We start from the raw sequence: 16,766 nt of genomic DNA on the forward strand, positions 1-16,766 counted from the left end.
CGAGGCACAGGTCAGCCGGCGAGCGCCTCCGAGAGCTTCACGCGGCCGCCCATGCGCAGCAGCGAGTTCTGGTAGATACGGGCGGCGACGAGGATCGCGACGACGCAGGTCGCCATGAGGATCGCAATCGACAGCAGCGGCTCCCACCACTGCGCCTGGCCGAGGAAGATGCGCATCGGCATGCCGACGGGCGCCGAGAACGGCACGTACGACATGATCGCGAGCACCACGGGGTTGTCGTTGAAGAAGATCACGAGGAAGTACGGCGCCATCACGAGCATCGTGAGCGGCATGGTGGTCGAGCCGATGTCTTCCTGGCGCGACACCATCGAGGCGGCGGCCGCGAACAGCGACGCCAGCAGGATGAAGCCGAACAGGAAGAACAGCGCGAACCAGGCGATGGGTGCGCCGAGCCCCTGCAGCAGCGCGGTCTGATCGGTCACCGTGAGGCCGATGATCGCTATGGCCGCGAGGATCAGGATCTGCCCCATCGCGAGCACCGTGTTGCCGATGACCTTGCCCGCGAGCAGCGACCGCACCGGGATCGCCGAGATCAGCAGCTCGACCACGCGGGTCTGCTTCTCTTCGACGACGCTCTGCGCGATGGTGCCGCCGAAGAGCGACGCGGCGAGCAGGAACACGATGCCGAAGCCGACCGCGGCGATGTAGCCCAGCGCCGCGTTGCCCTCTTCGGGGGCGAGCAGCTCGACCGGGGGCACCTGCGCCAACTGAAGCAGCAGCGACGTCGGGGCGGACGATTCCGCGATCACCGAGAACCCGAGGGGCGACGACGAGTCGCCGACGATCGCCGCGTCGACCGAGCCGTCGGTCACGAGCGCCTCGGCGGCGGCGCGGTCCGAGACGTCGGTGACGTCGAGGCCCTGCGCCTGTGCGACGTACTGCTGCGCGTCGGCGGTGACCGCGACCGGCGTGCCGGAGTTGTTCGCCGCCTGGAAGCCGCCCCAGATCACGATCGCGAGCGCGCCGATGAACAGGATCGCCGTCGAGATGACGAACGCCTTGCTGCGCAGCTTCGAGCCGATCTCGCGCTCGGCGACGAGCCAGATCGCCTGCCCGGCGCCGAGCGTGGTCGCCGCGCCGCGGCGGGTCTGCGTGGTGCTCACTGGATGACCTCCTTGAAGATCTGGGCGAGGGATGGATGCTGCGGCGCGAAGCTCGCGACATCCCCTTGCGCGACGGCCCGGCGCAGCACCCGCTGCGCGGTCTCGTCGCTGTCCGCGTCGAACACGGCGTAGCCGCCGTCGAAGTCGAGCACGTCGACGCCCGGCTCGGTGCGCAGCCACCCGGCGTCGCCGGCCGAGACGAGCTCGAAGCGGCGGGTGGAGTGCTGGGCGCGGAGCGTGTCGCGGGCGCCGGCCGCGCGGATGGTGCCGCCGGCGATGATCACGAGGTCGTCGCACAGCCGCTCGACGACGTCGAGCTGGTGCGACGAGAACAGCACGGCGGCGCCGGCGGCGGCGCGCTGCTGCAGGACGCCGGCCACGACGTCGACCGCGAGCGGGTCGAGGCCCGAGAACGGCTCGTCGAGGATCAGCACCTGCGGGTCGTGCACGAGGGCGGCGGCGATCTGCGCGCGCTGCTGGTTGCCGAGCGACAGCGTCTCGACGTTGTCGTTCAGTCGCTCGCCGAGCCCCAGCTGCTCGAGCAGGGCGCGGGCGCGGGTCGCAGCATCCGTCTTCGAGAAACCATGCAGTCGCGCGAGGTACGTGATGTGCTCGTGCACCTTCATCTTCGGATAGAGCCCGCGCTCCTCGGGCATGTAGCCGAAACGGCGGCGATCGGATGCCGTGACCTCCGCGCCGTCGAGCGTCACCGTGCCGGCGTCCCCGGCGAGCACGCCCAGCACGATCCGCATCGTGGTGGTCTTGCCCGCACCGTTGCCGCCGACGAAGCCCGTGAGCCGGCCGGGCCGCACGTCGAACGACACGTCGTCGAGCACGCGGCGACCCCCGTAGCTCTTGCCGATACCGCGTAGCTGCAGCATCCTGTCTCCTCTCGATTCCCCTCTCTTCGAGGCTAGGGAGGCGGGCGCGCGGCGGCCTCCCCCGTGGGGCGGATTCGGACGGGTCCGCCGCGCGGGGGATGAGAGATCCTTCATGCACCGGAATAGAACCCGGGTTCATGTGCTTGCATGGAGGTGGAACGTCCACGGTGGTCCCCACCGGGGACGCCTTTCTCTTTTTAGGAGTACCCATGTCCGAGCGGACCATCGGCTACATCGTCGGCAGCATCTCGTCGACCTCCATCAACCGTCGTCTCGCGAAGGCGCTCGAGCGTCTCGCTCCCGAGGGCACGACCCTCGTCGAGATCCCGATCAAGGACCTCCCGTTTTACTCGCCCGACTACGACGCCGACTTCCCGCAGGTCGCGCGCGACTTCAAGCAGGCCATCGCCGACGTGGACGGCGTCATCCTCATCACGCCCGAGTACAGCCGCTCGATCCCCGGCGTGCTGAAGAACGCCCTCGACTGGTCGGCCCGCCCGTGGGGTCAGGCCTCGTTCGACGGCAAGCCCACAGCCGTCATCGGCACCTCGGGCGGCGGCATCGCCACCGCGGCGGCGCAGCAGCACCTCAAGGCGATCCTCAGCCACTACAACGCTCCGACGCTCGGCCAGCCCGAGGGCTACGTGCAGACAACGCCGGGCCTCTTCACCGAGACCGGCGAGGTCACCAACGAGCAGACGGCCGACTTCCTCGCGGGCTACCTCGCCGCCTTCGGCGCGCTCATCGACCGCTACGCCGCGGTCCCCGTCGCCGCGTAATCCCCCCGGTCGGCCCCGCCGACCTTTGTGTTCCAGCCGATCGGATGCCTCGGCCCTGAGCCCCCTCGCGGGCCGCGGGCCGGGGCATCCGTGGTTTCGGGCCGGGGTTCGGGGCGCGTGGCGAGCGTTCGGGGCGCGCGCCGTGCGCCCCGAACGCTGCTGATGCGCCCCAAAACCCGGGTGCCGGGTCAGGCGAGGCCGTGGCGGTGGGCGTATACGACGGCGGCGACGCGGTCGCGGGCGCCGAGCTTCTGCAGCACGTTCGACACGTGCGTCTTGACGGTGGCCTCGCCGATGTAGAGGCGCTGCGCGATCTCGGCGTTGCTGAGCGCCTGCGCGACGAGCTGCAGCACCTCGCCCTCGCGCTCGGTGAGCTCGACCGCTGGGCTCCCGGCCGCGGCATCCACCCCCGCCACCTCCCGCGAGAGTACAGCTGGTCGCCGAGAGGTAGGGAACGCCCCAACATCTCGTCCACCAGACGTACTCTCGCGGTCAGGAGAGGGGGCGCCCGAGCGGGCCTCGGGCACGACCCCGGGCTCGGCGGCGAAGCGGGCGATCACGCGGCGCGTGACCTCGGGGGCGAGCAGCGCATCGCCGGCCGCCGCCACCCGCACGGCCGAGATCAGCTCCTCGGGGCCGGCGTTCTTCAGCAGGAACCCGCTCGCCCCGGCCGCGAGCGCGTCGAACAGGTAGTCGTCCTGGTCGAACGTCGTCACGACCACGACGGCCGTCTCGACGGAGCCGACGATGCGCCGAGTCGCCTCGAGGCCGTCCATGTCGGGCATCTGCACGTCCATGCAGATCACGTCGGGACGGACATCGGATGCTGCGGCCACCGCCTCCACGCCGGTCGAGGCCTCGCCCACCACGGCGATGTCGCCCGCCGACTCGAGGATCATGCGGAACCCCGCCCGCATCACGGCGTGGTCGTCGACCAGGAGCACGCGGATCATGCGTCCACGCTCCCGGCGCCCACGCCGGCGGCCGGCGCAGCCGCCGCACCCGGGCGCCCGACTCCAACCCCCGCCGCCACCAACAGCGGCACCCGCAACCGCACCAGGAACCCGCCGCGGGCGCGCGGCGCGGCCTCGAGCGCGCCGCCCGAGGCGGCGGCCCGCTCGCGCATGCCGACGAGGCCGAGCCCCGGCCGCATCGGCGCCGCGACCAGACGCCCGGTGTTGACGACCTCGAGCTCGACGGCCTCGGGCGCGTAGCGCAGGCGGACGTCGGCCGCGGCATCCGGTCCGCCGTGGCGACGTGCGTTCGTCAGCGCCTCCTGTGCGACGCGGTACACGTTCACCTGCACGAGCTCGGGGAGGTCCACCGGGTCGCCGACGACCGTGAGGGTCGTGGGCAGGCCGTTGTCGGTGGCGTGCGCGACGAGGTCGGCGAGCCCCGACAGGTGCACCGTCGATCCGGCGGCCTCGGCGTCGCCGCCGGAGGTCCGCAGCGTCTCGAGCAGCTGCCGCAGCTCGACCAGCGCCGAGCGGGCGGACGACTCGACTCCGAGCAGGGCGGTGCGCGCAGCATCCGGATCCCGTTCCAGCACAGCTCGGGCCGCGCCGGCCTGCACGCCCATCGCCGAGACGTGGTGCGCGACGACATCGTGCAGCTCCCGCGCGATGCGCACGCGATCGAGCGCCACGGCCTGCGCGGCGGTCACCTCGCGCTCGCGCTCGAGCTCGTGCGTGCGCTCCTCGAGCGCGGCGCGCGAGAGCGCGGCGGCGTACGCGCGGTCGCCCATGTAGTACGCGCCGCCGAAGAACCCAGCGTTGACGAGCAGCTGGATGAGCAGCATCGCCGCGAACGGCGAGAACAGTCCCGCCTTCGAGAGGGCGTCGTCGGACGGGTCGATCGCCGCCTGGAACATCGTGATGAGCAGCCACACGAACATCCCGACGATCACGCCCGTACGCACCCACATCGCGCGCCGCCGGTCGTCGACCCACGCGCCGACGGTGTACATCGCGATGAACACGGCGACGTTCGAGACGTACAGGTCGGGGATGCGGAAGGTCACGCCGAGGAAGAAGACCACCGCGATCACGACGACGACGACCTCGGGGAACCGTCGCCGCACGGCGAGCGGGGCGGTGAGCCCGACGCTGTACAGCAGGGCCCATTGCATGCCGGCGTTGGCGTCGGCGCCGTAGATCCCGGCGACGGAGCCGAGGGCGGTGCTGATCACCGCGGCGACGAGGAGGCCGCCGGCGAGCCAGACGTCGTTGCGCAGCTCGCCCGCGGTCGGCGCCGTGCGCCGCGCCGGGTGCGCGGAAGGCAGGTCGGACATCCCTCCACGCTACGGGGGAGCCCGGGCCGCAGCATCCCCCGCGAGACGGAGAACGGATGCTGCGCCCCAGAGCCCCGGCCGGGTAAGTTAGCGATCGTTCACCTCGTGTCGACAGGGGATCCCGTGCACGACCGCAACGCGGGGCTCGACCCCGAGACCCAGTTCGTCGAGATCTACCGCAACCTCGGCGCCTACGACTTCGCGTGGGACCTGAACCAGTCGCTGAGCTTCGCACTGTTCCGCACCTACGCCGTGCCGTCGATCGGGCGGCTGCTCGACGCGACCGGCGAGTTCGAACGGGCGACGCAGAAGCGGTACGACGACACGTCGCTGCTGCTCGAGGTGCCGCTGGCCGACGGGTTCGACAGCCCGCGCGGTCGCGCGGCGATCCGCCGGATCAACCAGATGCACCGCATGTACGACATCTCGAACGACGACATGCGGTACGTGCTGTCGACGTTCGTCGTCGTTCCGGTGCGCTGGCTGCATGCGTTCGGGTGGCGCCCGCTCACCGCCGACGAACGCCTCGCGTCGGTGCGGTACTACCAGAGCCTCGGCCGGCACATGGGCATCAAGGACATCCCCGAGACGTACGCGGAGTTCGCGGCGCTGATGGACGACTACGAGCGCGAGCACTTCGCCTACGACGAGGCGTCGGCGCGGGTCGCGGATCGCACGCTGGCCCTGCTCGTCTCGTTCTATCCGCGACTGTTCGCGCCGGTGGTCGAGGTCTTCAGCCGGGCACTCATGGACCCGCCGCTGCTGCGGGCGTTCGGCTACCGCGAACCGGGCAGGGTCGCGCGCCGGCTCTCGGCCGCGGCGCTCCGCCTCCGCGCCCGGGCGGTCGCGGTGCTGCCCAAGCGTCGCACGCCGCTCAGCATCATCGATCTGCCCCGCATCCGCAGCTACCCGAACGGCTACGACATCGAGCGGATGGGCACGTTCGCGCCCGGATGTCCTGTGCCGCACGCGCAGCCGTGAGGCCCCAGCGTCGCTCTAATTTGCTTGCTATTGACAAGCAAGCTTGTTTTTTGCAACCATTCTCGTGTCGGCGGAACTCGCCGGCCTCGGTGACAAGGAGCAAGGCAATGACGCACATCTTCGTCAACATCCCGACGAACGACCTCGAGCGCTCGAAGGCGTACTACACCGCCCTCGGCTGCGAGCTGAACCCGCTCTTCACCGACGAGAACGCCGCGTGCATCGTGTGGGACGAGAACGTGTTCTTCATGGTGCTCACGCGGGAGTACTTCGCGACGTTCACCGACAAGGAGTTCGCCGACCCCAGGACGCACGCCCAGGTGCTGCTGTCGATCAGCCGCGAGTCGCGCGACGCGGTCGACCAGACGATCGAGGCGGGCGTCGCGAACGGCGGCACCGCACCCGGCGACCCGCAGGACTTCGGCTTCATGTACGCCCGCGACCTCATCGACCCCGACGGCAACGGCATCCAGTTCATGTGGATGGACCCCGAGGCGGCCGCGAAGGGCCCCGAGGCCTACATGGCGGAGCAGGCGCAGGCGTAAGTGGCCTCCCGCAGCTACGGGCAGTACTGCGGGGTCACGACGGCCGTCGAGCTGATCGGCGAGCGGTGGGCGCTGCTCATCGTCCGCGATCTGCTCGTCGGCCCCCGGCGCTACACCGACCTCAAGCAGGGGCTGCCCAAGATCCCGACGAACATCCTCTCCACGCGACTGAAAGAGCTGCAGGAGGGCGGCGTCGTGCGCCGCGTGCCGCTGCTGCACTGCGGGCTCGTCTACGAGCTGACCCCCTACGGGCGCGAGCTCGAGCCGATCGTGCTCGCGCTCGGCCGGTGGGGGTTCGCCCAGATGGGCGAGCCGTCGCCCGACGACGTGGTGACGGCGGACTCACTGACGATGGCGCTCCGCACGGCATTCCGGATGGATGCCGCGGCCACGCTGCCGCCCGCAGACTACGAGCTGCACGTGGGCGACGTCGTGCTGCGCGTGCAGGTCGACGCGTCGGAGCTGCGCATCGCGCAGGTGCAGCCGGCCGGGCGTCCGATCGACCCGAAGCTCGGGACGCAGGCCTCGACCTCGGGGGAGCCCGACCTCGTCTTCGCGGCGGGTCCCGGCATCCGTCGCCTCATCTCGGGCGAGCTCACCCCGGCCGACGCGATCGACCAGGATGTGCTCGCCGTCGTCTCGGGCGACGCGACGCTGCTCGAGCGCTTCGCGCAGACCTTCCACATCACCATCGATCCCGGGGTCGTGCTCGTCGCCTGAGCGCGGCCCTTCATGAAGGGAGGCGACCATGACCGGTCGCATCTACATCGACCTGTTCACCACCCTCGACGGCGTCGCCCAGGCGCCCGGCGGCCAGGAGGAGGACCCGTCGAACGGGTTCCCCTACGGCGGCTGGCAGGCGCCGTTCCCCGACGAGGCGATCGGCGCCTCGATCTGGAAGGGGATCTCAGAGCTCGACGCGCTGCTGCTCGGGCGGCGGACGTACGACATCTTCGCCGGGTACTGGCCGCAGCAGCCCGGCAAGATCGCCGAGGTGTTCAACCGCGTGCCCAAGTACGTCGCCTCGCGGGGCCTGCCCACGCTGGAGTGGGAGGGCACGTCGCAGCTCGGCATCGACCTGAACCGGGAGGTGGAGGCGCTGCGCGAGAAGCACGAGAACATCCACGTCATCGGCAGCGTCGACCTCGTGCAGACGCTGCTGAAGGAGCAGCTCTTCGACGTGCTGACGCTGTGGGTCTACCCCGTGGTGCTCGGCCAGGGCAAGAAGGTCTTCCCCGACGGCGCGCACCCTGCGAACGTGACGCTGCTCGAGCCGGCGGTGACCGGCCCGCTGGGGGTGCTGCAGCTGCGGTACGGCCCGGCCGCGGGCGAGGTGCGCACCGGCGAGATGGGGCCGGAGGACTGACGCCGCGCCGCCCGGTCGCGGCCCGGTATCAGCGGGTAGCGCGGATCGTGACGGTCGCGGTGCGGCCCTCGCGGCCCGACGACGGGTCGACGTAACGGAGGCCGATGGTGTGCAGGCCCGGAGCGAGGTCGTGCACCACTCGCAGGAGCGGCTCGCCCGTGAGCGTGTGCAGGTTACCGGTCCACGTGCCGTTGACCGAGACCGCGACAGTCTGCTCGCGCCGGCCGTCGAGCAGCAGGTAGAGGTCGTCGGCGCGGCCGTCGAAGTCGGCGTCCTCCAGTTGTGCCTCGAGGGACCCGTTCGGGGCGGTCACCGTCGGCACCGGAAGAGTGAACGGGCCGACCGCCGGACTCGGGGTCGAGGGCTCGGCGCCGGGGGCGGTCTGCACCGCGCGCAGCGTCATTCCGGCGCGCAGCAGGTCGGCCGGGATCACCGCGGCGAACCGCCCGTCCGCCCCGACGTCCGTCGTCACGAGCGTCGAGCCCGACTCGTCGATGAGGGCGACCACGGCGCCCACCGTGCCGGTGCCCGTGACCGGCGGCGGGACGGGCGCGTCGAGGTCGCGAACCAGGTCGAGCGCGGGCGCCGCGCTGACGACGGGCTCCGGGTCGGGCGTCGGCGTCGGGTTCGGGGTTGGCGTCGGGGTCGGTACCGGGCTCGGTGCGGGCGTGGGGGTCGGGCTCGGCGCCGGCGTCGTGTCCGGCGACACGCCCGGCGCCGGTGACGGCGCGGGAGCCGTCTCCCCGGGTGCGCGCGGCGGCGGTGCCGGTGCGGGTTCCGCCTGCGGCACGGTGTCGGACTCCGGAATCGTCACGGATGCCTCGGCCTCGGGCTCGAGCGCAGGCTCCGCCGCATCGGGCGCGGCGTCATCGGGCGCGGTCGCGGCGTCGGCGGCAGCATCCGTCTCCCCGTCCGCTTCCGAGGCCGTCGCCGGCTGCTCCGCCGGTGCGCTCCATGACGGCGCGAGTGCGATCGCGACCGCCGCGGCGGCGGCCACGGCCACCGCACCCGCGCCGATCGCGATCCCCGTGAGGGGGAGGGCAGCGGTGCCGGCGCCCCCCGCGCCGGCACCTCTGCCAGAGGCGCCCCAGTCGCCTGTCTCCCCAGAGCCGGACGCCCCGCCACCCCCGGTGGGCGTTCCGGCGATCACCGCTGCCACGGCCGGAGTGGCATCGGCGGTATAGGCGAGGGCCCCAGCCCCGCCGAGAACAAGAGGCAGCAGCACCATGCGGAGCTTCTGCGAGACATGCTCGATGTCGGCCGCGACGATGCGGCAGGCCTGGCAGGTGCGCAGGTGCGCGTCCAGGCGCCGGCGGTCGTGGCGCTTGACCGGCTTGCGCTCGCTCGCGACGAGCAGCTCGCACACCCAGCGGCACTCCACGGGGCGCGCGGGATCGCTGATGTGCGCCTGCAGCCACGCCTGCTTGAAGCCCTCGCGGGCGCGGTAGGCGAGGGCCGACACGGCGTTCGGGCTCATGCCGAGGAGGGGGGCGACCTCGCGCGGCTTCATCCCCTCGACCTCCATGTACCAGAGGATGGTCCGCCACTGGGCGGGCAGCTCGCGGAACGCCTGCGCGAGCACGGAGCGGTCGGCGACGAGTTCGGCGAACTCCGCGGCCGAGTCCGACGCGCGCTCGTCGAGATCGTCGAGCGGCGTCTCGGCGGTGCGGCGGCCCCACGACGCGGCGACGTTGCGGATGGTGGCGAAGAGGTAGGGACGGAATCCGTCCTGGGGCCCTCCGCCGCTCCGGATCGCGGCGAGGATCGAGGTGAACGCCTCCGACACCAGATCATCGGGGTCGACGTTCGGGCTCACCGCCCGCGCGGCGCTGCGCGCACTGGCGACGTGGCGCTCCCACAGCACCGCGTACGCGTCGTCGTCGCCGCCGCGCGCGGCCACGACGAGGTCCTCGTCGGACCGTTCGCTCAGCGGACCGTCGACGACGGCGCTCTGGTGGGTGGACACTGCTCTCCTCGCCGGATGGCGTTCGGGTTCTCAGCCGTCGACGGCGGGTCGGCGTCGGGCGGCGCGCTCCGGATGCCCGATCGAGGGATCCGGCACGCGCAGAACGGGGGGTTCACACAGGCAAGACGTCGCGGGGACGAAATCATGACGCGCGGCGCGAAGATTTTCGCAGATTCTCCGGGGAGGCACGGATGCTGCGGCCCGCCGCATCCGTGACGTCAGAAGATCATCGGGCGATCGTCGTCGTCCGGGCCCTCGAGATCGAGGTCGACGACGACCGGCACGTGGTCGCTCGGGGCCTCGCCCTTGCGCTCGTCGCGGTGGATCGTCGCACCCGTGACGGCGTCGGAGATCGCGTGCGAGCCGAGGATGAAGTCGATGCGCATGCCCTCGTTGCGGGGGAAGCGCAGCTGCTTGTAGTCCCAGTACGTGAAGCCGGTCGGGATGAGGGGGCGGACGACGTCCTGCAGTCCGGCCGCCTCGAGAGCCGCGAAGGCCTCGCGCTCGGGCGGCGACACGTGGGTCGCGAAGCCCTGCACCACGGTCGGATCGCCGTTGTCGGCGTCGGTCGGAGCGATGTTGAAGTCCCCGACCAGCGCGAGGGCGAGGCCGGGGTTCGTCGTCAGCGACTCGCGGGTGTACTGCTCGAGCGCCGACAGCCAGTCGAGCTTGTAGAAGTAGTGCGGGTCGCCGAGCGAACGGCCGTTGGGAACGTACAGGCTCCACACCTCGACGCCGCCGATGGTGGCGCCCATCGCGCGCGCCTCCTGCGGGGCGTCGGGGCCGTTGTGCCCCTTCTCGAAGCCCGGCATGCCGGGGAACGACGTGCGCACGTTCGTGAGCGGCTCGCGGCTCGCGATCGCGACGCCGTTCCACTGCGAGAACCCGTACGCCTCGACGTGATACCCCGCCTCTTCGAAGCGGTCGAACGGGAACTGCTCGGTCTTGCACTTGATCTCCTGCATCGCGAGCACGTCGATGTGCTCGCGCACCGCGAAGTCGACGATGCGGTCGACCCGCGCGCGGATCGAGTTGACGTTCCAGGTGGCCAGGCGCATGGGGTCAAGCCTAGGCCGGGCGGCGGACGTCGAGCGGCCGCTGCCGTCGTCCCCACGCCCACTCCACGCATCGCTTCGCGCTGCGCGGAGCCTCGGGGCGCGTGGGCCCAGCTTCGACCCCTGGCGTATCAATGCTCCGAGGGGGATTCTCCTTTCTGTCAGCGGCCGCGTCCGCGGTCGGGAGAGCGAGAACCCACCATGGACCACGACTGCGGCTGCGGCCACGCGGCCTCCGCCGCGCACGACGACATGCCCCTCGAGTTCGACGCGGACGGCGAGCTCGTCGCCGGGCCGATCATCCGGCCCGAGCTGCCGACCCGGCCGTGCCCCCTCGGCACGCTCGACGGCTCCTGGCTGCTCCAGCTCGAACGGCGCACCGTGTTCGCGCCCGAGGTGCGCGGCGCGCTGCGCATCGAGGTCGGCGCCTCCTCGCTGCGCATCTCGGGCGACATGTACTCGCGGCGCCTCTTCCCACCGCTGCTCGGCGAGGTGCAGCGCTCCGTCGCGATCCCGGATCCGGGACCGGCCGCAGGTGCCGACGCTGTGGCCCGCGATCTCGGCGCCGGCGACGATGCGGCGGTCGCCGACGTCCTCGCGGTGAGCCTTCGCACCTACCCCGCTTTCCCGAAGGCGGAGTACTCCTGGTACTTCCGCTCCAACGGCGCCACCTACGTCGACGGCACCCTCACCGTGCAGATCGTTCGGCACCTCTGGAACCGCACGACGCAGGAGTTCGTCTCCACCGACACCGGAACGCTCACGCTCCGCTGCCGGCGGCCTCTCGTCCTGGCGCCCGCGTCCGCGCTGGTGGCGCCCTCGCAGCGCATGACGGGGACGCTCTCGATCGGGGGCACCGTCACCAACGTCACGGCGGGCAAGACGTCGCCGATGTACCGCGGGTGCCGCATCGAGGTGGATGCCATGGTCAACCGCGAGTTCCCGGCATCCGCCACCATCGGCTCGGGAGCCGCGGCGAACGTGCGCTCGGTCTATGCCTCGGCCGGCTGGGACGTCAGCGTCGTCACCGACGAGATCGACGTGCCGAACGATGCGGACCTCACGAACGCCGAGCTCGCAACCCTGATGTCCGGGCACCGGCAGACGGTGGCCGGCGAGCAGTGGCGGCTGTGGCTGTTCGTGGGCTCGTCGCAGGGCGGGCTGTTCGGGATCATGTTCGACGACGACACCGTGCCGCGCGAGGGCGCCGCGGGGTTCGCCGACGTCGTGCTCGGCAACGACTCGTTCATCGCCGCGGGGGCGCGGAACCGCCCGCTCGACGAGGTGCCGGCGGCGTTCCTGCGCACGCTGGTGCACGAGGCGGGTCACGCGTTCAACCTGTGGCACCCCAAGCACGACGTCCACAACCCGGGCATCGGCATCGAGATCATGAACCAGACGGGCGACGTCATGGGCTTCGCCACGGTCGCCAACCCCTACCCGGGCAACGCCGCGTTCGTGTTCTCGGAGCACGACCGCACGTCTCTCATCCACTCGCCCGACCCGCAGGTGCGGCCCGGCTGGAAGAACTTCGGCTGGGGCCACGGCAGCCTCTCGGCGGGGCTTCCCGCACCGGTCGACGTCGCGGGTCTGGCGGGCGACACCGGCGACGACGCGCTGCAGCTGACGGTCACGATGCCCGCGCAGGCGTTCGTCGGCGAGTACGTCACCGCCGAGGTCGCGCTCACGAACGTGTCGGACCAGCCCCGCACGGTCACGACGCTGATCAACCTGTCGGAGGGCGACCTCGTCTTCCTCCACACCTCGCCCGACCGTTCGCTCGAGCACCTCGTCGACGTCGCGATCGGCTGCGGTCCGCGTCCGACGACCGTGCTGCAGCCCGGGGAGTCGATCCGCAACCACGTCCAGGTGTTCTTCACCAACCAGGGCGTGACCTTCACCGAGCCGGGACGCCACGCCGTCGCCGCGCAGCTCGAGGTGGATCCGGTGACCACCGTCCGCTCGGCGCCGGTGACGGTCGACGTGCGCGGGCCCGCGTCCGACGCCGAGGTCGACATCAGCGCGAAGACGCTCACGCCGGGTGTCGGTCGCGCGATCGCCCTGGGAGATTTCGCGGCGGATGCTGCCGCCCGAAGTGTGCTGACGGCCCTGGCCGAGCAGCACAGCGACACCGACACGGGCGCTGCCGGGGCGCTGGTGCTCGCGAACTCGCTGGCGCGCTCGTTCACCGACGTCCGCGCCCGGGGCGTGCGGGACGCGGCGCCGGACGAAGCGGCGCACTTCCTGGAGCTCGCACTGGCCGGCCGGTCGGCGGAACGCGTCGCCGCTCTCGCCGTGACGGTCGCGAGCCCGACGGAGAGGAATGCGCCCGTCGTCGCCGACACGGTGGCGGCGCTCAAGGCGCGCACGAAGGGCGGCGCGAGGTCGGCGGCCGGGAAGGATGTCGCGGCGGCCGAGCAGATCGCCGAGGACTTCGTCTCGCCGCAGGGGCGCTGACCCGGTGACAACGGCACTGCGCGGAGGAAGGATCGACGTGTGAGGTCCGATGGTCAGAGCAGCGGCGGGCTGGAGCTCCGGCTCCGGCTCGCGGCCGATACCGTTCCGCTCGACCGCGTCGCCTTCGCCGAGGTGGAGGTCGCCGCGGTCGACGGTGCGGCGACCGTGAGCGCCCGGCTCAACCTCATCGAGGGCGACCTCGAGGTCGAGGTGACGGGGCCCGACAGGCGGGTCGCCCGCGCCACCTGGCCGTGGCCTGCTGATTCGGCGCCCCGGTCGGTGGAGCTCGCCGCGGGGGAGCGCCTGGTCGCCGGGGTGCCCCTCGTATCGGAGGGCAGCGAGCCGCTCTTCCCCGTGACCGGTCGCTACGAGGTGGTGGCGCGCTTCGCCGCGCGACCGGGCGAGACGCTCACGTCGAACACGACCGTGCTCGTGCGGACCGCGGGCGCGGACGCCGCGCTCGCCGCGGACCTCCGCGATCGCGATGTCGTGCAGAGCCTGCTCGGAGCGGGCGTCATCGGCGCCGCCGAGCCGGCGCTCGAGCGTCTCGCCGAGTCGGAGGACGCGGGCACGGCCGCTGCCGCCCGCCTGGCGCTCTCGCGCACGGACGCCCTCCAGACGGCGGCCGACGCCGATCCCGCGGTGTCGCGAGCCGTGGCGGCGCTGCTGCCGCCGGGCGCCACCGGGAACGACGAGCGACGCGAGGCGATCACGTCGCGCGCGGCTCCGCGCGACGTCGCGATGCTCAGCGGGCGACCGATCGAAGACCGAACCGACGCGGCTGTGGAAGACTGAGGCGCCATCAGCCACGAGAAGGGCCGTCATGACCATCAAGAACCGCGTGCTCGCCGGTGTCCTCGCCGTCTGCGTCGCCTCGGGTGCGGGCATCGCCGCCGCAGCACCTGCGCAGGCCGCGACGATGACCTACAAGTCGTTCATGGTCACGAAGTCCGGGTACACGACCAGCACGGCGTGCCTGGCGGCGGAGCGTTCCACAGCGTGGTCGATCAAGAACTCCGGCGGGATCGTCTACGCGGGTGACGCCTGCGGCTACTGGGGCTCGGCGAAGAAGTGGGGCTTCTCGATCACGTACAAGAAGCTGGTTCCCGTCGGCTCCTGAGCGGCGCCGGGGCGCAGCATCCGTAAAATCGAGGGCATGACCGCCGCCTCCACGCCCGAGCTCGAAGCCGACCGCCAGTACCTGATCGCTCTGATCCAGGACGAGGCGGTGTTCCACGGGGACTTCACCCTCTCGAGCGGCAAGAAGGCGACGTACTACGTCGACATGCGCAAGCTCACGCTCGACCACCGGGCGGCGCCGTCGATCGGGCGCATCATGCTCGACCTCATCCGCGACGTCGACGGCATCGTCGCCGTCGGCGGACTCACCCTCGGCGCCGACCCGATCGCGAACGCCGTGATGCACGAGTCCGCGCGCACCCACAAGCCGCTCGACGCCTTCGTCGTGCGCAAGGAGCCGAAGGACCACGGCCGCGGCCGCCAGGTGGAGGGCGCGGACGTCGCGGGCAAGCGCGTCGTCGTGCTCGAAGACACCTCGACCACCGGCCAGTCGGCGCTGAAGGCCGTCGAGGCGCTGCGCCGCGAAGGCGCCGAGCCCGTCGCCGTCGCCGTCATCGTCGACCGCAAGACCGGTGCGCAGGCCGCCGTCGAGGCCGAGGGCCTGCAGTGGCTGGCCGCGATCGACCTCGACGACCTGGGCCTCGACCCGCAGTAGATCTCCCGGGGTCTGTCACACGCCGGCGGCGACCGGTGTCTCCATGTCGAAGGACCGAATCGACACGGAGGTAGACATGAGCAGCGACACCCGCATCCCCACCGCAGAGGTCACCGGCGTCTCCGGCACGCTGATCAAGGCGGTCGCCAAGAAGATGGTCGGCCGCGTGCCCGACTCGCTCGGCGTGCTGTGGCACCACCGCGGAGTCATGAAGGACTCGATGGGCATCGGCCAGAAGGTCGAGCGCTGGCACGAGCTCGACCCGGGCCTCGCGACCTTCGCCGCGATGGCGTCTGCGGCGACCATCGGCTGCAGCTTCTGCCTGGACTTCAATTACTTCATGTCGCGCAACCGCGAGGTGGACGCCGCGAAGGTGCGCGAGGTGCCGCGGTGGCGGGACTCCACCCTGTTCACGCCGCTCGAGCGCCGCGTGATGGAGTACGCCGAGGCGGCGAGCCAAACGCCGCCCGCCGTCACGGACGAGCTCTCGGATGCGCTGCTCGAGGATCTCGGCCCGGCCGGGCTGGTCGAACTGGCCGCCAGGGTGGCGTTCATGAACATGTCGGCGCGCATGAACATCGCGCTCGGCATCCGTTCCGAGCACTTCGCCGATGCCTGCGGCCTGCCTCCGCTCGCCGCGCGGCCGGCCGTCGGTGCTTCCGCGTAGGCTCCCGGCCATGAGCACCGCCGCCGTCGACGACCCGTTCGTCACGCACCGGAGCCTGCTGTTCACCGTCGCGTACGAGATGCTCGGCTCGGCCGCCGATGCCGAGGACGTCCTGCAGGAGTCGTGGCTGCGGTGGGCGGCGGTCGACCACCGCACCGTGCAGGAGCCGCGCGCCTATCTCGTGCGCATCGTGACGCGGCAGGCGCTCAACCACCTGCGCACGGTGTCGCGGCGCCGCGAGGACTACGTCGGCGAGTGGCTCCCCGAGCCGCTGCTCACGAGCCCCGACGTGGCCGACGACGTCGAACTCGCCGAGAACCTCTCGATCGCGATGCTCACGGTGCTCGAGACGCTCGGGCCGGCGGAGCGGGCGGTGTTCGTGCTGCGCGAGGTGTTCGACGTGCCGTACGACGAGATCGCGGATGCGGTGGGCAAGACCCCTGCGGCCGTGCGGCAGATCGCCCACCGTGCGAAGGACCACGTCGCCGCGCGCAGGCCTCGCGTGACGGTCGGGCCGACCGAGCACGAGGAGGTCGTGGAGCGGCTCGTCGTGGCGCTCAACAGCGGCGATCTGCAGGGGCTCATGGACGTGCTCGCGCCTGACGTCGTGTCGGTCGCCGACGGCGGCGGCAAGGTCCGCGGGGCGGCCCGCCGGCCGATCGTCGGCGCGGATCGGCTCGCGCGCTACCTCGTCGGCGGCATGGCGAAGGTCGAGGGCAGGCTCCTGGCGTCGTCGACGTGGGTCAACGGCCAGCCGGGGGTGCGCATGGAGCTCGACGGCGTCCTCGTCGGCGTCGTCAGCCTGACCGTCGTGGACGGGCGCATCACGCAGGTGTACTCGATCGCCAACCCCGAGAAGCTCGGACGGGTGGACGAGGAGGCGGTGGTGGGGCGCTGAGCCGCTCGCCCGGCGCCCCGCC

17 protein-coding genes are annotated in these 16,766 nt (G+C 71.7%); 11 read left to right on the forward strand and 6 right to left on the reverse strand.

Annotation, left to right across the window (positions count from 1 at the left end; translation table 11 throughout):
• Positions 1–11: 11 nt before the first annotated feature.
• Both ACFC1I_RS08260 and ACFC1I_RS08265 read right to left on the reverse strand, forming a co-directional pair.
• Positions 12–1,124, reverse strand: coding sequence for an ABC transporter permease (locus ACFC1I_RS08260; protein WP_376007823.1), 1,113 nt, complete (start codon positions 1,122–1,124; stop codon positions 12–14).
• On the reverse strand, positions 1,121–2,005 hold the full coding sequence (locus ACFC1I_RS08265; RefSeq protein ID WP_376007824.1) for an ABC transporter ATP-binding protein: 885 nt from the start codon (positions 2,003–2,005) through the stop codon (positions 1,121–1,123). Before ACFC1I_RS08265 ends, ACFC1I_RS08260 begins: the two co-directional genes overlap by 4 nt.
• Before the next feature lie 209 nt (positions 2,006–2,214).
• Here ACFC1I_RS08265 and ACFC1I_RS08270 point away from each other — a divergent pair, with 209 nt between their 5' ends.
• Positions 2,215–2,784: an NADPH-dependent FMN reductase gene (locus tag ACFC1I_RS08270; RefSeq protein ID WP_376007826.1), complete on the forward strand. Its 570-nt coding sequence runs from the start codon at positions 2,215–2,217 to the stop codon at positions 2,782–2,784.
• A gap of 188 nt (positions 2,785–2,972) precedes the next feature.
• On the opposite strand, the gene ACFC1I_RS08275 is transcribed toward ACFC1I_RS08270, so the two are convergent.
• Together ACFC1I_RS08275 and ACFC1I_RS08280 are read right to left on the reverse strand one after the other, a co-directional pair.
• A complete protein-coding gene (locus ACFC1I_RS08275; protein ID WP_376007828.1) occupies positions 2,973–3,737 on the reverse strand; it encodes a response regulator in 765 nt (254 codons plus the stop codon).
• On the reverse strand, positions 3,734–5,074 hold the full coding sequence (locus tag ACFC1I_RS08280; protein ID WP_376007830.1) for a sensor histidine kinase: 1,341 nt from the start codon (positions 5,072–5,074) through the stop codon (positions 3,734–3,736). The genes ACFC1I_RS08275 and ACFC1I_RS08280 overlap by 4 nt, the downstream gene beginning before the upstream one ends.
• 123 nt (positions 5,075–5,197) lie before the next feature.
• Between ACFC1I_RS08280 and ACFC1I_RS08285 the strand changes: the two genes are divergently transcribed.
• From ACFC1I_RS08285 to ACFC1I_RS08300, 4 genes are all read left to right on the forward strand, one after another.
• Positions 5,198–6,055, forward strand: a complete 858-nt coding sequence (locus ACFC1I_RS08285; protein ID WP_376007832.1) for an oxygenase MpaB family protein — start codon at positions 5,198–5,200, stop codon at positions 6,053–6,055.
• Between the two features lie 107 nt (positions 6,056–6,162).
• Entirely contained in the window at positions 6,163–6,600 is a 438-nt protein-coding gene (locus ACFC1I_RS08290; protein ID WP_376007834.1) for a VOC family protein, read from the forward strand.
• The gene (locus tag ACFC1I_RS08295) at positions 6,601–7,320 is read left to right on the forward strand and encodes a winged helix-turn-helix transcriptional regulator (RefSeq protein WP_376007836.1); all 720 of its coding nucleotides are present in this window, start codon (positions 6,601–6,603) and stop codon (positions 7,318–7,320) included.
• Between the two features lie 28 nt (positions 7,321–7,348).
• A complete protein-coding gene (locus ACFC1I_RS08300) occupies positions 7,349–7,966 on the forward strand; it encodes a dihydrofolate reductase family protein (protein WP_376007838.1) in 618 nt (205 codons plus the stop codon).
• 28 nt (positions 7,967–7,994) lie between these two features.
• Here the strand turns inward: ACFC1I_RS08300 and ACFC1I_RS08305 are convergent, their stop codons facing one another.
• Together ACFC1I_RS08305 and ACFC1I_RS08310 are read right to left on the reverse strand one after the other, a co-directional pair.
• Positions 7,995–9,932, reverse strand: coding sequence for a sigma-70 family RNA polymerase sigma factor (locus ACFC1I_RS08305; protein ID WP_376007840.1), 1,938 nt, complete (start codon positions 9,930–9,932; stop codon positions 7,995–7,997).
• A 218-nt stretch (positions 9,933–10,150) separates the two neighbouring features.
• Positions 10,151–10,990: an exodeoxyribonuclease III gene (locus ACFC1I_RS08310; protein WP_376007842.1), complete on the reverse strand. Its 840-nt coding sequence runs from the start codon at positions 10,988–10,990 to the stop codon at positions 10,151–10,153.
• A gap of 198 nt (positions 10,991–11,188) precedes the next feature.
• On the opposite strand from ACFC1I_RS08310, the gene ACFC1I_RS08315 reads away from it, so the two are divergent.
• The 6 genes from ACFC1I_RS08315 to ACFC1I_RS08340 all read left to right on the forward strand — a co-directional run bounded on the left by ACFC1I_RS08315 (position 11,189) and on the right by ACFC1I_RS08340 (position 16,744).
• Positions 11,189–13,444, forward strand: a complete 2,256-nt coding sequence (locus tag ACFC1I_RS08315; RefSeq protein ID WP_376007844.1) for a hypothetical protein — start codon at positions 11,189–11,191, stop codon at positions 13,442–13,444.
• Positions 13,445–13,483: 39 nt separating this feature from the next.
• A complete protein-coding gene (locus ACFC1I_RS08320; protein WP_376007846.1) occupies positions 13,484–14,239 on the forward strand; it encodes a hypothetical protein in 756 nt (251 codons plus the stop codon).
• A gap of 28 nt (positions 14,240–14,267) precedes the next feature.
• On the forward strand, positions 14,268–14,564 hold the full coding sequence (locus tag ACFC1I_RS08325; RefSeq protein ID WP_376007847.1) for a hypothetical protein: 297 nt from the start codon (positions 14,268–14,270) through the stop codon (positions 14,562–14,564).
• A 36-nt stretch (positions 14,565–14,600) separates the two neighbouring features.
• Positions 14,601–15,179, forward strand: a complete 579-nt coding sequence (pyrE, locus tag ACFC1I_RS08330) for an orotate phosphoribosyltransferase (protein ID WP_376007849.1) — start codon at positions 14,601–14,603, stop codon at positions 15,177–15,179.
• Positions 15,180–15,255: 76 nt separating this feature from the next.
• Positions 15,256–15,846, forward strand: coding sequence for a carboxymuconolactone decarboxylase family protein (locus ACFC1I_RS08335; protein ID WP_376007851.1), 591 nt, complete (start codon positions 15,256–15,258; stop codon positions 15,844–15,846).
• A 10-nt stretch (positions 15,847–15,856) separates the two neighbouring features.
• On the forward strand, positions 15,857–16,744 hold the full coding sequence (locus tag ACFC1I_RS08340) for an RNA polymerase sigma-70 factor (protein ID WP_376007853.1): 888 nt from the start codon (positions 15,857–15,859) through the stop codon (positions 16,742–16,744).
• Positions 16,745–16,766: the final 22 nt, after the last annotated feature.

Source organism: Microbacterium sp. NPDC056044 (assembly GCF_042267145.1).
Lineage (GTDB): Bacteria > Actinomycetota > Actinomycetes > Actinomycetales > Microbacteriaceae > Microbacterium.

Excerpts from the sequence above, each read along its gene's own strand:
- ACFC1I_RS08265 (WP_376007824.1), bottom strand. The coding sequence starts at position 2,005 with ATGCTGCAGCTACGCGGTATCGGCAAGAGCTACGGGGGTCGCCGCGTG.
- ACFC1I_RS08270 (WP_376007826.1), top strand. The coding sequence starts at position 2,215 with ATGTCCGAGCGGACCATCGGCTACATCGTCGGCAGCATCTCGTCGACC.
- ACFC1I_RS08275 (WP_376007828.1), bottom strand. The coding sequence starts at position 3,737 with ATGATCCGCGTGCTCCTGGTCGACGACCACGCCGTGATGCGGGCGGGG.
- ACFC1I_RS08280 (WP_376007830.1), bottom strand. The coding sequence starts at position 5,074 with ATGTCCGACCTGCCTTCCGCGCACCCGGCGCGGCGCACGGCGCCGACC.
- ACFC1I_RS08290 (WP_376007834.1), top strand. The coding sequence starts at position 6,163 with ATGACGCACATCTTCGTCAACATCCCGACGAACGACCTCGAGCGCTCG.
- ACFC1I_RS08300 (WP_376007838.1), top strand. The coding sequence starts at position 7,349 with ATGACCGGTCGCATCTACATCGACCTGTTCACCACCCTCGACGGCGTC.
- ACFC1I_RS08310 (WP_376007842.1), bottom strand. The coding sequence starts at position 10,990 with ATGCGCCTGGCCACCTGGAACGTCAACTCGATCCGCGCGCGGGTCGAC.
- ACFC1I_RS08315 (WP_376007844.1), top strand. The coding sequence starts at position 11,189 with ATGGACCACGACTGCGGCTGCGGCCACGCGGCCTCCGCCGCGCACGAC.
- ACFC1I_RS08325 (WP_376007847.1), top strand. The coding sequence starts at position 14,268 with ATGACCATCAAGAACCGCGTGCTCGCCGGTGTCCTCGCCGTCTGCGTC.
- pyrE (WP_376007849.1), top strand. The coding sequence starts at position 14,601 with ATGACCGCCGCCTCCACGCCCGAGCTCGAAGCCGACCGCCAGTACCTG.
- ACFC1I_RS08335 (WP_376007851.1), top strand. The coding sequence starts at position 15,256 with ATGAGCAGCGACACCCGCATCCCCACCGCAGAGGTCACCGGCGTCTCC.
- ACFC1I_RS08340 (WP_376007853.1), top strand. The coding sequence starts at position 15,857 with ATGAGCACCGCCGCCGTCGACGACCCGTTCGTCACGCACCGGAGCCTG.